We start from the raw sequence: 14,776 nt of genomic DNA on the forward strand, positions 1-14,776 counted from the left end.
TGTAGAAAGATAGAAGGCGCGTGTGCGCAGAGGAATGTTTGTATAACCGGGCATTGTACCGCATTATATTGGCATTTGCATAAATTGATCGAGCTTGAGGGAAAATATGAAAATCTGGGTGGATGCGGACGCTTGTCCTAACGTGATCAAGGATATTTTGTATCGCGCGGCCGGGCGCAAGCAGTTGGAACTGATCCTCGTCGCCAACCATTTTCTGGCCGCGCCGCCTTCGCGGCTGATTCGTGCCGTGCAGGTGTCGGGCGGTTTTGATGTGGCCGATAACTACATCGTCCAGCACCTGCAGGAAAACGATCTGGTGATTACCGCCGACATCCCGCTGGCGGCCGAGGTGATTGCGAAAAACGCCCATGCCCTTAATCCGCGGGGCGAGCTTTATACCAAGGACAACATCAAAGACCGGCTGGCCATGCGCGATCTCATGGACGAATTGCGCAGCGCCGGGCAGCTATCGGGCGGGCCGGCACCGCTCGGTGCGCGCGACAAGCAGGATTTTGCCAATGCTCTGGACAGGTTGCTGGCTAAATATTGAGGTTATAGCGTAATTTGTGCTTACAGGCTGAGTTTTGCTTATTTGCTTGTTATAATGGCGACGGTTTTGTAACTGTATTAATTCTGATCGAGAGATTTCATGATTCAAGGTAGTATCGTAGCTTTAGTAACGCCGATGGATGAAAGCGGTGCAGTGGACAGGGACAGTCTGAAAAAATTAGTGGAATATCATATTGAGCAGGGCACGGACGCGATCGTTGCGGTAGGCACGACAGGCGAGTCAGCGACGCTGGACGAGGACGAACATTGTGCAGTTATAAAGTGGGTTGTCGATTATGTCGATGGCCGAATCCCTGTCATTGCCGGAACCGGCGCAAACGCGACCACTGAAGCGATCAACCTGACTCGCCGGGCCAAGGAAGTCGGCGCCGATGCCTGCCTGATCGTGACGCCTTATTACAACAAGCCGACCCAGGAAGGCCTGTATCTGCATCATAAAGCCATCGCCGAGGCCGTCGATATCCCGCAGATTTTATATAACGTGCCCGGCCGTACGGCCTGCGATATGCTGCCGGAAACGGTTGGCCGCCTGTCCCGTGTTAAAAATATCGTCGGTGTTAAGGAAGCGACCGGCGACCTGTCCCGTGTTAAAAAAATCCGCGAGTTGACGGGCAACGATTTCGCGATCTATACCGGCGACGATGCGACCAGCCGGGAATTCTGCCTGTTGGGCGGTAACGGCACAATCACTGTGACCGGCAATGTGGCGCCCAAACTGGTCCATGAAATGATTATGGCGGCGATCAACGGCGATAGCGAAACGGCTTCGGCGATTGACGCCAAACTGGCTGGCCTGCATAAAAATCTGTTTATTCAGTCCAATCCGATTCCGGTCAAATGGGCTGTTGCCGAAATGGGCCTGATGGGCAAAGGCATACGCCTGCCGTTAACCTGGCTGACCGAGGAATGTTTCCCCGCCGTGCGCGAGGCGATGCGCCAGGCTGAAGTCATATAGGCACATGATGAAATCCAGATTAGGATCGCTCGTGGTTATTGCCGCCGTGCTGGGTAACGTGACGGCCTGTTCGTATATTAAAAGCTATTTTCCGGACAAGGAAAAAGATTATCAGTTCACCACTGAAATTCCCCCTCTGAAACTGCCGCCCGATCTGGACAAGAATGCCGAATTAAGCGCTCCCGCTGCCGATTCAACAGAGCCTGTGCCCGGCCAGCCGGCTGCGGCGCCTGCTGAACCTTCAGCGGAAGAAGAGGCCGAAACGCCGCGTGTCATTCCGGTGGAACTGGTTAAATTCGAAACGGGTGAAACCCGTCTGCGCATCGGTGCGCCGGTCGCGAGAGCCTGGCGCATGGTCGGCAAGGCGCTAAGCCGGAACTCGCTGGAAGTCACCGAGCGCAATCAGGAAGACGCGCTGTTTCATGTTCATTACGACCCGGATGAGCAGGCTGTGGAGGACGGTTTCATCTGGGATGAGGTTGTCTTTCTGTTTCGAGGCCTTCAGAGCGAGGAGAAGGAATATATCCTCAAGCTGGTAGCCAACAACCGGCACTCGGAAGTGGTTGTTCTGGATGCGGATCGGCAACCGTTATCCGAAGGTCCCGGTTTAAGATTGCTGACCTTGCTGCAGGAAACCATGTCCACTGATCAGCCTGAATAAGCTTCGTTTAACGTTGTGCAGAGTGCGGCCGCGTAAACAATGTGTCTACTAAGAAACGTGAGTTTTATAATTCCCGCAGCTGACTGGTCTTTCCGTCCCTCTTCGGCGTTGCGCAACCAGTTACAAAGCTGGTTATACGCCTTGAACAGGAACAGAAATCCTGCCTCCGCGGTTCTTATTTCATTGCCGTGCCTAAAGTGTTTAGCGCACTTGCAAAGCCGAACGGCCGAACTCGCTTCACAACCTATTTTTCTAATTCTTCATTGTTATCTCTATGTTAAAAATCCCCGGAACCTCTGCACTTTCTGACTTTCGCGTTCAAAAGCTGCTGGCTGAGCTGCAGGCTATAGACCCAATGATCAATGCGGTCTCGGCACGGTTTGTGCACTTCGTCGATCTGGAAAATGATCTGGATGACGGTCAGGCGGCGGTATTGGACCGCTTGCTGTCCTACGGTTCTGCTCTACCGTTAAATGTCAGCGGGACTGAGCGCCTGTTAGTCATTCCGCGGTCGGGCACGATTTCTCCCTGGTCCAGCAAAGCGACCGAGATCGCCCAGCGCTGTGGTTTATCAACCATCAAGCGCATTGAGCGAGGCGTTGAATATGTACTCGATGCCCAGGCGCCGTTGGCGGCCGACATCAAGGAACGCCTGGCGGCCCTGCTGCATGACCGCATGACGCAGACCGTGGTGGACGGCGAGGCCGAGCCGGATCTGTTTGCCCAGCACGAGCCCCAGCCGCTAGTGAACGTGGCGGTCATCGAGCAGGGCCGTGAGGCGCTGGACAAGGCCAATGCTGAATTGGGCCTGGCTTTGTCGGATGATGAAATCGACTATCTGACCGACAGTTTCAAGGCCCTGGGTCGCAATCCGTCCGATGTCGAATTGATGATGTTCGCCCAGGCCAACTCCGAGCATTGCCGCCACAAGATTTTCAATGCCGACTGGACCATCGACGGCGTAGCGCAGGCGCAGACACTGTTCCGCATGATACGCAATACGGCTGAAAAAAGCCCGGCGGGCATTCTGTCGGCCTACAGCGATAATGCCTCGGTGATTGAAGGCTCGACGGCGCAGGTTTTTATTCGCGATGCCAAAACCCGTGAATATGCCTATGTCGAAGAAGAGGCGCATGTGTTGATGAAGGTGGAAACGCACAATCATCCCACAGCTATTTCGCCGCATCCGGGCGCGGCAACCGGTTCCGGCGGCGAGATCCGGGACGAAGGCGCGACCGGGCGGGGCTCCACGCCGAAAGCCGGCCTGACCGGATTTTCCGTATCGCATCTGAGAGTGCCCGAGTATATACAGCCCTGGGAAGACGATAACGGCAAGCCTGACCGCATCGCCTCGGCGCTCGATATCATGCTGGAAGGCCCGATCGGCGGCGCGGCCTTCAATAATGAATTCGGCCGGCCCAATCTGGCCGGTTATTTCCGCAGCTTCGAGCAACCCGCGCCGGGCGGCAACGGCAAGGAATTCAGGGGCTACCACAAGCCGATCATGATCGCCGGCGGCGTGGGCAATATCCGCCCGATGCTGGTTAAAAAACAGCCGATTCCGGCCGGTTCGCTGATCATCATTCTGGGCGGCCCGGCCATGCTGATCGGCCTGGGCGGCGGCGCGGCCTCATCGCAGGCCTCCGGCGAGAGCTCCGAAACGCTCGATTTCGCTTCCGTGCAGCGCGAAAATCCGGAAATGGAACGCCGCTGCCAGGAAGTTATCAACCACTGCAACTCTCTGGGCGACGACACGCCGATTGTTTCGATCCACGATATCGGCGCAGGCGGCTTATCCAATGCCGTGCCGGAAATCATTCATGACTGTGAGCGCGGCGGCCGCTTCGAATTGCGTGACGTACAGAATGCCGATAAAGGCATGTCGCCGATGCAGATCTGGTGCAACGAAGCGCAGGAACGCTATGTCGTTGCCATCAAGCCCGAGTCCCTGGAACTGTTCAAATCCTTCTGCGAACGCGAGCATTGCCTGTATGCCGTGATAGGCGAAGCCACGGACGAAGAACATTTGCTGCTGAACGATGCCTGGTTCGGCAACAAGCCGGTCGATCTGCCGATGTCCGTACTATTCGGCAAGCCGCCGAAAATGCACCGCCAGGCGGAGCATGTGCAGCCTCAATTGAAGGCACTGGACACGACCGGCATCGAGCTGAACGAAGCGGTCAAGCGTGTGCTGTCGTTTCCGGCCGTCGCCGACAAAAGCTTTCTGATCCATATCGGCGACCGTTCCGTGACCGGTCTGGTTGCGCGCGATCAGATGGTCGGTCCCTGGCAGGTGCCGGTGGCCGATGTGGCCGTGACCGCCTCGGGTTTCCATGCCCTGACCGGCGAAGCCATGGCCATGGGCGAGCGCACGCCGATTGCCGTGATTGACGCGCCGGCCTCCGGGCGCATGGCGATAGGCGAGGCCTTGACCAATCTGGCGGCGGCGCGCGTCGAGTCGCTGCGGAAAATCAAGCTGTCCGCCAACTGGATGGCGGCGGCGGGTTTCCCGGGCGAGGATGCGGCCTTGTTCGATACCGTCAAGGCGGTCGGCATGGAGTTATGCCCGCAATTGGGCATCGCCATACCGGTGGGCAAGGATTCGCTGTCGATGAAGACGGTCTGGAAAGACCAGGTTGGCGAGAAAACCATGACCTCCCCGTTGTCGTTGATCATCACCGCATTCGCGCCGGTGACCGACGTCAGCAAAACCCTGACGCCGCAGTTAAGAGCCGCGCCGGACGAGCATAGCATGTTGATCCTGATCGATCTGGGCGCGGGCAGAAACCGCCTGGGCGGCTCCGTGCTGGCACAGGTATACAAACAACTCGGCAACGACTGTCCCGATCTCGATGATCCCGCGTTGTTCAAAGCCTTCTTCGATGCGGTTCAGGAGTTGAGCAGCCAGGACAAGATATTGGCTTATCATGACCGCTCCGACGGCGGCCTGCTGGCTACCGTCGCTGAAATGATGTTCGCCGGACGGCTGGGCGTATCGATGACGCTGGACAGCCTGGGCGATGATGCGCTGGCCGTCCTGTTCAATGAGGAACTCGGTGCCGTGATCCAGATCCGCCAGAACGATTGCCAGGAAGTCATCGGCCTGCTGCGCGATGCCGGCCTGATCGATTGCACCTACGTCATTGGCAACGTGGTTGAAGAGCCGCAATTGACGATCAGTCATGCCGGTCAACTGATTTATTCGGCCGGCCGTGCCGAACTGCAGGCCATCTGGTCTGAGCTCAGCTTCCGCATGCAGGCCCTGCGCGATAATCCAGACTGCGCAAGGCAACAGTTCGAGCGCATTGCCGACGATAACGATCCGGGCCTGCATGCCCGGTTGACTTTCGATATTAACGACGATGTCAGCGCGCCGTTTGCTGCCGCTGCAAGGCCCAAGGTCGCGATTTTGCGCGAGCAGGGCGTCAACGGCCATGTCGAGATGGCGGCAGCGTTCGATCGCGCCGGCTTTACCAGCATCGACGTGCACATGAGCGATATCATCGAAGGCCGCGTCAGCCTGGCTGAATTCAGGGGACTGGTGGCCTGCGGCGGGTTTTCCTACGGCGATGTGCTGGGCGCGGGCGGCGGCTGGGCCAAGTCGATCCTGTTCAATCCGCGCGCGCGCGATGAATTCGCGGCGTTTTTCCAGCGCCAGGATACATTCGGCCTGGGCGTCTGCAATGGCTGCCAGATGATGTCGGGATTGAAGGACATCATTCCCGGCGCCGATCACTGGCCGCGGTTCATGCGCAATACCTCCGAGCAGTTCGAGGCGCGGGTAGCCATGGTGGAAGTCAAAAAATCGCCGTCCATCCTGTTTGCCGGCATGGAAGGCTCCAGAATGCCTGTAGCCATTGCCCATGGGGAAGGGCGCGCGGAATTCGCCATGGACCCCACCGTGGCCCTGGATGCCGAAGCGGTGGCTTTGTGCTATGTCGACAACTATGGCGAAGTGACGACCCAGTTCCCGGCCAACCCCAACGGTTCGCCGTTCGGCATTACCGGCCTGACCACAGCCGACGGCCGGTTTACCATCATGATGCCGCATCCGGAGCGTTGTTTCAGAACGCTGCAAAACTCATGGCATCCGGATGACTGGCAGGAGTACGGCGCGTGGATGCGCATGTTCAGGAATGCCAGGGTTTGGGTGGGGTAAACACTCTGTCCATCATAGTGCAGAGGTCGCGCAGACTTAAAGATTCCAGCGCCCGTGATGCGGCTTAAAAAATCGCCGAGGACGTAGGGCAGTTTCGCGCTAGCAAACTGCCATTGCCGAACTGGTGATGGCGGATTGCTGAAGCGAATCCGCCTTACGAGTTGCTTCCGTCAGTGAAACGGGCGCACCTCGACCGGCGCCCGACAGGCGACGGCAGCCTTACGCCCCCATGCCAGCGCCTCGTCCAGGTCAGCGGCTTCCAGCACCCAAAAACCGCCCACGTGCTCCTTGGTCTCCAGATACGGTCCGTCGGTGATGAGCACCTCACCATCGGGCTGCGCCCTCAGCGACCTCGCGCTGCTTGCCGGGCGCAGGCCGCCAACGAAAATTCTGACACCAGCAGCCTTCATTTCGTCGTTGAGTGCGTCAATGTCGCGGGACATCGCTTCGTCCTCTGCGACAAACGGGTCGTAGTCGTCGGGGTGGTGAATAGCAATCAAATACTGCGTCATGACTTCTCCTGTAACGGTCTTCAGGCGGACCGGTTGAGCTAACGTTTACGGTAAGGGCGCCGCCGCTCTGTGAGCTTAAACGAAGCCGCTGAACCTTGGTAAAAAACAAGCGCCAAAATCATCAATGGGCGGCGCGTCCCTTCTATCGACTTGTTAAATAAAGCAATACACAATAAAGCCAAGTCTTCACTGGCCAAAAACAACAATTTTGCGGTTGAATCAACGATACTGACCCCATTGATTTGTCATTGATTAGTCATCGTTTGGCTCTCCGTTTTACTTCTAAAGTGCGTGGCTTGATGCGGCATGTCTTGCTAGGTTTACCTCGGCGGATTATGTCTCATGGCTGCTCCGGCCGCAATAAATCTTCCCGCAAGACGGCCAAGATGCCGTTCATTCCCTTCGACAGCGACTTGCTGACATTGGCGTTGATTAATGACTATGCCCTCTCTTTCAGCCCATTGATCCGGGACAACCAAAGAGTGATTCCAGTCATGTGAACGGAACAAATGCGGAATAACCGGGTAAAGTCCTGCAATCGCGGATGACGGCGGCCTGAAAAACAAGCTGATGCAAGACCTGATCTGGTCGAACGGCCTGTCCCCGCCGGTATCGCGAGCGCCGCTCACCGCGCCCCGTTTCACTCCAGCCATCATGGTAGAGGAGGACTTATGAGATTACGCCTATTGGGTTCGTATTCGTTGCAATGCTCGCATCCGCGCCCGCGATGAGCGGCTCGAAAAACGGTTCGGGCAACTTCCATCGACTCCCTGCATCGCTAGAGCAAAAGGTCCGGATTCTTCAGGCCGATCTCGAGGCCAAAGGCTACAAGGTCGCGCGCGGCTTCTGGGACCTGTTCACGATCGAGGATTGCCAGTTCTCGATCGCCGTGATCGGCAACTGTCTCGGAAACAACCCGGCATCACCGTATGTTTTCCCTTCCGTTCCGCTTTGGCCGGACGAGTTCGTGGACGCGCACATGAAAGACCTGCTCGGACCGATGCCGGAGGATACCTGGGTCACGTTCCGTCTCGATGAGCGGGAGGCGCTGGTCGTGCTGGCGCAGCTTCCGCCGCCCGCGAAGTACTTCACACCCCTACGCCTTTTCGCGCGAAGGACTCATCGATCCCGAGAATCTGGTCTTCCAGTCGGTCACGGACCCTTTCCTGCGGGAACTGCTGTTCACCGCTTCGCCGAATCCGTCCCGTTCGCTGGTGTTCGCGACCTTCGGCAACAGCATCAACAACGTCGTCATCGAGCGGCAGTCCGGGGCGGCCTTCGACCAGCAGCGCTTTTTCATCGTCACGCCCGATGCCGTGATGGAGCGGGCAGTGACCGAGGCGCTCCTGCGGGCGGGCGTTCCCGATCGCAATCAGGTGTTTACCGCGCCCGTGTCAACGGAGATTTTCCAGGCAGGGCTCGGGCCCGAGGCGGACGACCTGGCGCTCAGCATCCGCTGGCCATACTCCGGGTGAGGGACATGAACACGGCGCGTCCGACCGAGCCTTATCCCAAGCCCGCTTACGATGAGAGGACCGCCCGCTCCGAGCTTGGGTTGCTGGGTGATTTCGCGGCGCTGATCGAGTCCGTCAAGCAGCACTGGGAACAGACTTACGCCCCCGCACTGCCGTTCCAGGCTCTGGAACTGGCCGTGGATCTCATCGGGCAGCACTGCATCGAGCGCCCCATGAACTGCCTCGGCGACAACCAGGACGAAGACTGGCGGCTCAGCCAGCGCGCCAATATCGATTCGGGCCAGGTGCTTGCCGTCGTGGGTACCGGCAACGCCACGTACTCAAGCATCGCGCTCAATCGCTCGTCGGTTCTCCAGGGCATCGGGAACGTCTTCGACGAAGATCTCGCGGGGACCGCATCGGCCTTTTCGGAACCGGTCGACAATGCCGACCGGTTCTACGTCCAGTACTTCGCGCGCGACTGTACGGGACTCGCCTACTGCTTTGAAATCACGGAGGCGTTGATTCCGAAGGGCGAGACAGTGACATTCATCGAGCGGAACTACGTTGTTCCGGGTACGGCCCGGGGCGCCGATTCCAGGCAGACACTGACCCCGTTGGTCATTGTCTTCGACGGCAAGGAACGGCCGCAGAGCCCCTGACAAGTGTGCGGCCGCAAAATGCCTATATGTGGAGGTATACCATGCGTAACGATCGTAAATACCGAGGGCGCTTCGCCGCTGCGCTCGCCGTCTTGCTGTTCGTGTTCTCGCCCGGCGTACGGGCGCTCACGATTGCCCTCAGTGACGCTGACGGCTGGGACGCCATCGGCATCCAGGCCGCCAAGCGGGCGCTGGCCGCCGGCCATACCGTGATCCTCGCCGGTCCGCTCAATGAGCAAAGCGGCAGCAGTGCGGCGATCAACATGACAGACCTCCTGATTACCAAGCGGCGCGATGAAGAGGGAGTGCTCGAGTATTCCGTTGCCATTGGTGACGGGACAGAAAGCGCCGAGCCGGCGACCAGCGCGCTCGTGGCTATCGATATCGCGCGGCAGCGCGCCGGCCGGCTGCCCAACCTGCTGGTATCCGGCATCAACATTGGCGCCAACATCGGCGCCGCTACCCAGTTCTCGGGCACAGTCGGTGCCGCCATTGCCGCGCTGTCCCCCATGCTCAATGGCGCAGTCCCCGCCATCGCGATCAGCACCGATCCGGTGTGCGGCGAGTCCACGCCTGATTGCAGAGCCTCGAACGATGCCCATTTTGCACGGGTGGCGGACTTTCTCGTTGCTTTCATTGCCCGTCTCGAACGCAAGGCCGGCTCCCTGACGGGCGAAAAGCGCCTGCTGCCGCGCGGCGTAGGTCTCAACATCAACTTCCCGCCGCTGCCCGAGCCCGCCGGCGTCCTCGTCACGCGGCAGGGCCGCACGGTCACTTTTGAGGATGATCTGGTCGTGAGCTTCGGCGCCGATACGGTCGCTATCAACATCGGCTGTCATGAGCCCTGCGTCGACGTACCGGTGGGAACCACGCTCAAGGGCGGAATAACGGAGATTATCCCGGACGAGACGCCCGAGATCCCGGGCGCCGACACCACGTGGTATTCGAAAGGGTACATCACCATCGTTCCGATCACGCCCGACTATACGGCCGATACGCCGGGTCTTGTCCCTCTGAAGATGGATATTAAAAGCGGCGCCGGGAGGCGATAGGCGACGATGTCTGTTGCTTTGGGAAACGGGGGAGAACGCAGAAAAAGAAAAATTGCACGCAAGCGTCTATTCTGGGGCGCATCGCCATGTATTCCAGTCAATGCAATTGCCGGGAATGACTTGACAGCGGATTCCGGCGATTAGTGGCTTGAGGCCGATAGGCCGGGAACAATCGGCCTTTTCCGGTCGTTTGGATGTCCAATTGATGGGCGATAGCGTTTAGTCAACCGTACAGGGCGGTTATTCGTTTTCTTCGCCTTGAAAAAGGCGAATCCAGAATGCCATCTCAGCAAACAGTCCCGCTATGAAGAACACGGTGGCGCCCGGGACGCTTCCGACGATATACAGTGCAATCGCGGCTATTAAACATGAAAAAGTAATGATGTGCTTCACTGTGTTCTCCTCAGAGCAGTTTAATGTTTACCAGAAATAGGATTTTACCTCTCTGGCTTAGTGAAGTGTTAGGCGTTTTTGCGGCTCTGGCTGTGACGGCGAGGTCTTCCGCATTGGAAATACTTTCGTAAAGGGCCGATGCCGAATCCGGCAGGGCCAAAGAGCGGCTGCAGTCATGGATAACAGTGCCTGTCGTCAGGTATCCGGCGCGTCCTGTGGCTTTAGCCTTTATGCTCGGAGGGGAAAGTTATCGGCTGAAAGCGAAGCTAAACAACTCATATTAACCGGAAAAAATGGCTCAATTTTAATGGCCGAAACTGGCTCAAAATTATTGGCCATTGACAGGCGGCTGGTCGGAACCGCCGGTTGGATCGGGAAGACAGTTGCCAAGGCCGCTATGTCTTCGATTTAATTCATAAACCCCGTATTCCCAAAATACTTTGCCTGGCTTTGATGGGCCAAGCCAGCCGCTTTTCTTAAGCTCCTTGGCGATGAAGTGGTTGATGAACCCGTGGCCAACAAGCAGAATGTTCTGATGTTCCTCTGCCAGTTCAACCAGTCTTTCCGCCGCTTGCCTTGCGCGCTTCCTGGCGCTTATCAGCGATTCGCCGTTCTTTGAAAAGCCAAATAGCCACAGAACCCTTAGAACAACAATCCAGACACCGACTGGCAGTGGAACAGAACCGCTACCAAAGTGGGGTATTGCAGTTTCGCAGAACAGCGGATCCTTCACATGCACTTCGGAAAATCCAAGTGCTTTTGCTGATTCGATTGAGCGCGCAAGGTGGCTGCACACGATCCACTTTTCTCCCTGGATGGCGGCAGCCGTTTTTCTTGGGGGAGCGCCCGCAATCCCTGATAAGTTGTATGCTTTTGCAATCGCGCCCAAGTCTTTCGTTTGGACTATCCCTTTCAGCTCAAACGCTGGTTTTCCATGACGTAGCAAGGTAATTCGCATCATCTTTTCACTATATACCGCCAAGCTAAAGGGTGCGCAGCGAAGCGGGGCGTCCCTTTGGGCGACTTGGTATGCGCGTTCATAGGTGGCGCGCCTCTGACCAGATTCGTTCTTTGCCAACGCTGGTATACCAACGCTCAAATTGTGAGCGGTATTGCTCAAATGGTTCGGATAGCTTTGATCGCGGGTCTTCACTAAGAGAATATGCCATTCCTTCGAAGAACCACTTGGGCTTGGTCCATGCCGCGAACATCCCAAGCTGCTCATTTTGAAGATGATGGATCATTTCATGACGCACATAAAATGGTTTCCATCCGCGGGAGTTGATGACGATGCCGAACGTGCCGATCGTCATGCCCGCGCGATTTCCCAGATTGAAGGACTCGGAACAGGCATCAGAACTGCAGAAAATGACGCGTGGCTTATTTTCGATGGCGCCAACCGATGCGTCGACAAACTGTAGAGCTTCATCGTACAGTTTGGCTGCTTCCCGGGTGCGAGACAGGTCGTCTATGCACAAAGTATCATCAAGACAGGAAAGACCGGCCAGTTCAGGTGCAACAATTCGAACAGGCTTGAAGAATGCCCAGGCAGCAACCGGGATGCTGAGCATGACTATGAGTATTATACGTTTCAACCTATGAGTTTCCTATGACGCATAACGCCGCGAATCACCGTCAATCGTGGCACTTCGACGATATCAACCTTCTTGGCCGACGGTTTATACAGGCGCTTGAGCGCATCGTTAGGTTTAGAAGGCAATTTCGGCCTCCATGAACGTTACGGCACTTCCGGACAGTACCACTCTGTCGGATTTTACCTCGCATGCGAGGTTGCCGCCACGCTTAGAAACCTGTCTGGCGGACAGAGTATTTTTGCCAAGTTTTCCAGCCCAGTACGGCGCAAGTTTGCAATGGGCGGCACCGGTGACGGGATCTTCAGGAATGCCGATCTTAGGGGCAAAGAAACGACTGACAAAATCCACATCAGTGCCTGGCGCAGTAACGATAACGCCGCGCAAATCGAGCTGGCTGAGCAGGGCGTGGTTTGGCGTGATGGCGCGAACGGTTGCTTCGCTATCGAACACGGCCAAGTAGTCGTCGTCAGCTAATACCTCTATAGGGCGCACGCCAAGACCTTGAACCAAGGTTTCGGAAATCTCGCAGGCGGTTAACTTGTATGCAGGGAAATCCATTTGCAAGAGACTTCCACGCTTTTTCACGAATAGATCACCGCTACGCGTTTCAAATGTAATGACTGATTCTGTGAAGCCAAGAGATTCAAAGATTACGTGAGCCGTTGCCAATGTGGCATGGCCACAAAGATCAACCTCCTTGACTGGAGTAAACCATCTCAGATTAAACCCCTTTGCGCTGGGTACGAAGAATGCGGTCTCTGACAAGTTGTTTTCTTCTGCGATGGCTTGAAGCAAGTCATCATCCAGCCAGTTCTCCAACGGGCACACTGCCGCCGGATTTCCCTCGAATGCTCGGGTTGCAAAAGCATCTACTTGGTATTGTTTGATTTTCATGTCTGATAACGTGTGATGAGAAACCTAACGCCGCAATTCACCGGCGCGCAGCGCAGCGGAGCGTCCGAGTGAAATTGCCTTGTTATGTGTTGATTTCATATTCGTTTACATCGAAACATACTACGAGTGAAAAAATATCACTTTCCGGACCAGAGCCTCGGAATGCATCCAGCGCAGAACGGGATTTCCATTTCTCGTAAATATTTACTCTATTTAGATCAATAGGGTCTGGTGATACCGAGAAATCATCGCAAGCTTCATTTTCTCTCGCCTGTAAGGTTGCCTCACAAGACTTTTCTATGAATTCGTCACGCGAACCCGACTTTATAGTCAGTTTGCCTGCTACAATTATTGCCACGTAACTAATCTCCTGGACACATAACGCCGAGCTAAGGGGCGGGCGCTATAGCGACCGTCCCTTTGAGCGCAGTGTTATGAGTGCCACTGCATTTTATAAAATGAGTCATCTTCATCATATTGGCAAAAACCCAATTTTAAATAGAATGGTTTGACCGGATTGGCTTTGATAACACTAAGCCTCAATGGTAAAGACTTTTGTTTTGCGATGTTCTGTATATATGTCAGAACTCTCCGCCCTATGCCTTTTGTTGGTATTCTGGTTTGATAATAATCATTTCCAGCCAAAGATGGTCGATGCCTTCCTTTAAAACAAATCCGCCAATTCTTTCAATATCATCGTTAATGATTTTCCAGTCAGTAGGCTTCAAGTTGCTATTGAAGCCATTGCTTTGAAATTCCTCATTCCAACCCCAAGTGTCTTCAATGCATGGTTTCATCGCGTTTTGGTAGAGGTTGTAAAGCCATTCTCTGTCAGACGTTTTACCATCTATTAACCAAAACTCGTTCATGTCTTCACCAACTCATAACGTAAAAGTAAGGGGCTGCGCGCTTTTGCGCAGTCCCGCTTGACTGCAAGGTTATGCGACATCATCACCAAAATCCCAGAAAGGCCGAATCTCTATCACTCCACTTGCTCGTGCGCAGGGTGTGTTAGCAACAAGCTTGACAACCTCGTCCATGCTGTCAGCTTCAATTACGGAGAAACCGGCTAACGGAAGATCGAGGTTGACATATGGTTCTTCCGAGACTTCCAGATTTCCGCCCCAGTTTTTTACTGAGGTTACTTTGGTTTGAACCGCTGCCATGAGATTACCTCTGTCCCGAATCACAGCATCTTGGGCAAGGACTTCTCGTTTCTCATCCTCAGTCAAACTGTTCCATCCGTCTTCGCTTCCATAGGCAAGGCACAAGAATTTCATTCATAGCTCCTCTAGTGATCGAAGGATCGCGGCCAATGATCCGCTTTTGTTGCATAACGTAAAGCATAACCGGATACAAAAAGCGAAGCGTCGCGTAGCTTTTTGTGGTGTGACTGGCATGGTAGTCAGCTAGCTGGTGAAAGTCCAGCCTTTGCCCTGTGAGAAGGGAAGAAGTAGGCGAAAGCAAGGGTGTCCAAAGAAATGCCCGGTAGCTACCCAACAGGGAAGCACGGTTATCGGGAGCCAATGCGGAATCTGAAAGAAGCTCTAGCCGAATCGGTCACCTAAACGAGAGTGAACCTTCGTAAGGCGGCAGCAAGAGGATGAGGTGCCCGCGCCCACCGAAGTCCGATATTCTCACCGTAACTTGCTGGTGTATTGAAGGTAGGTGGACCGAGATAAAGTTGACTATCTTACCCAGTGAAGGGCCGTCGGCTTCGGGTCGGTGTAACTGCGACACCTTAAGCCCTAAGCGCAGCAGTAATGTTGACGTGATGAACCGAGGGTCTGCAGATGAAGCCGTAGTAATCGTAAAGTTCGATGCCGATGAGGTTATGGTGACATAGCTGAGGGAAAAACATCGAACCAG

General features: G+C 55.6%; 16 protein-coding genes. 8 read left to right on the top strand and 8 right to left on the bottom strand.

What is annotated here, in order from left to right:
• Positions 1-106 precede the first annotated feature (106 nt).
• The 4 genes from METMA_RS0113680 (at position 107) to purL (ending at position 6,345) form a co-directional block, all read left to right on the top strand.
• Positions 107-550, top strand: coding sequence for a YaiI/YqxD family protein (locus tag METMA_RS0113680; protein ID WP_020159656.1), 444 nt, complete (start codon positions 107-109; stop codon positions 548-550).
• A 99-nt stretch (positions 551-649) separates the two neighbouring features.
• Positions 650-1,525, top strand: a complete 876-nt coding sequence (dapA, locus tag METMA_RS0113685) for a 4-hydroxy-tetrahydrodipicolinate synthase (RefSeq protein WP_027147325.1) — start codon at positions 650-652, stop codon at positions 1,523-1,525.
• A gap of 4 nt (positions 1,526-1,529) precedes the next feature.
• Complete coding sequence (bamC, locus tag METMA_RS0113690; RefSeq protein ID WP_232216357.1) at positions 1,530-2,186, top strand: outer membrane protein assembly factor BamC; 657 nt, start codon at positions 1,530-1,532, stop codon at positions 2,184-2,186.
• Between the two features lie 274 nt (positions 2,187-2,460).
• Entirely contained in the window at positions 2,461-6,345 is a 3,885-nt protein-coding gene (gene purL, locus METMA_RS0113695) for a phosphoribosylformylglycinamidine synthase (RefSeq protein WP_027147326.1), read from the top strand.
• A 170-nt stretch (positions 6,346-6,515) separates the two neighbouring features.
• Here purL and METMA_RS0113700 read toward each other — a convergent pair whose 3' ends face one another.
• Positions 6,516-6,857, bottom strand: a complete 342-nt coding sequence (locus METMA_RS0113700) for a YciI family protein (protein WP_020159660.1) — start codon at positions 6,855-6,857, stop codon at positions 6,516-6,518.
• A gap of 335 nt (positions 6,858-7,192) precedes the next feature.
• Between METMA_RS0113700 and METMA_RS27010 the strand changes: the two genes are divergently transcribed.
• The 4 genes from METMA_RS27010 (at position 7,193) to surE (ending at position 10,025) form a co-directional block, all read left to right on the top strand.
• The gene (locus tag METMA_RS27010; protein ID WP_020159661.1) at positions 7,193-7,357 is read left to right on the top strand and encodes a hypothetical protein; all 165 of its coding nucleotides are present in this window, start codon (positions 7,193-7,195) and stop codon (positions 7,355-7,357) included.
• A 534-nt stretch (positions 7,358-7,891) separates the two neighbouring features.
• Entirely contained in the window at positions 7,892-8,332 is a 441-nt protein-coding gene (locus METMA_RS0113710) for a hypothetical protein (RefSeq protein ID WP_020159662.1), read from the top strand.
• Positions 8,333-8,337: 5 nt separating this feature from the next.
• Positions 8,338-8,973: a hypothetical protein gene (locus METMA_RS0113715; RefSeq protein WP_020159663.1), complete on the top strand. Its 636-nt coding sequence runs from the start codon at positions 8,338-8,340 to the stop codon at positions 8,971-8,973.
• A gap of 41 nt (positions 8,974-9,014) precedes the next feature.
• Positions 9,015-10,025 carry a 5'/3'-nucleotidase SurE gene (gene surE / locus METMA_RS0113720; protein ID WP_020159664.1) on the top strand — a complete coding sequence of 337 codons (1,011 nt, stop codon included), beginning with the start codon at positions 9,015-9,017 and terminating at the stop codon, positions 10,023-10,025.
• Positions 10,026-10,265: 240 nt separating this feature from the next.
• Here the strand turns inward: surE and METMA_RS27015 are convergent, their stop codons facing one another.
• From METMA_RS27015 to METMA_RS24615, 7 genes are all read right to left on the bottom strand, one after another.
• Positions 10,266-10,418 (bottom strand): hypothetical protein, encoded by a 153-nt coding sequence (locus METMA_RS27015; protein ID WP_020159665.1) that lies wholly within the window; start codon positions 10,416-10,418, stop codon positions 10,266-10,268.
• Between the two features lie 328 nt (positions 10,419-10,746).
• Positions 10,747-11,379, bottom strand: a complete 633-nt coding sequence (locus METMA_RS0113730; protein ID WP_232216358.1) for a histidine phosphatase family protein — start codon at positions 11,377-11,379, stop codon at positions 10,747-10,749.
• Between the two features lie 76 nt (positions 11,380-11,455).
• The gene (locus tag METMA_RS0113735; RefSeq protein ID WP_027147327.1) at positions 11,456-12,013 is read right to left on the bottom strand and encodes a membrane protein; all 558 of its coding nucleotides are present in this window, start codon (positions 12,011-12,013) and stop codon (positions 11,456-11,458) included.
• A gap of 114 nt (positions 12,014-12,127) precedes the next feature.
• Positions 12,128-12,907 carry a PhzF family phenazine biosynthesis protein gene (locus METMA_RS0113740; protein WP_020159668.1) on the bottom strand — a complete coding sequence of 260 codons (780 nt, stop codon included), beginning with the start codon at positions 12,905-12,907 and terminating at the stop codon, positions 12,128-12,130.
• Between the two features lie 82 nt (positions 12,908-12,989).
• The gene (locus METMA_RS26510; RefSeq protein WP_084254130.1) at positions 12,990-13,265 is read right to left on the bottom strand and encodes a putative quinol monooxygenase; all 276 of its coding nucleotides are present in this window, start codon (positions 13,263-13,265) and stop codon (positions 12,990-12,992) included.
• A gap of 238 nt (positions 13,266-13,503) precedes the next feature.
• Entirely contained in the window at positions 13,504-13,776 is a 273-nt protein-coding gene (locus METMA_RS0113745; RefSeq protein WP_020159669.1) for a hypothetical protein, read from the bottom strand.
• Positions 13,777-13,845: 69 nt separating this feature from the next.
• Positions 13,846-14,187, bottom strand: a complete 342-nt coding sequence (locus METMA_RS24615) for a YciI family protein (RefSeq protein WP_020159670.1) — start codon at positions 14,185-14,187, stop codon at positions 13,846-13,848.
• Between the last annotated feature and the right edge of the window lie 589 nt (positions 14,188-14,776).

It is taken from the genome of Methylobacter marinus A45 (genome assembly GCF_000383855.1).
Lineage (GTDB): Bacteria > Pseudomonadota > Gammaproteobacteria > Methylococcales > Methylomonadaceae > Methylobacter > Methylobacter marinus.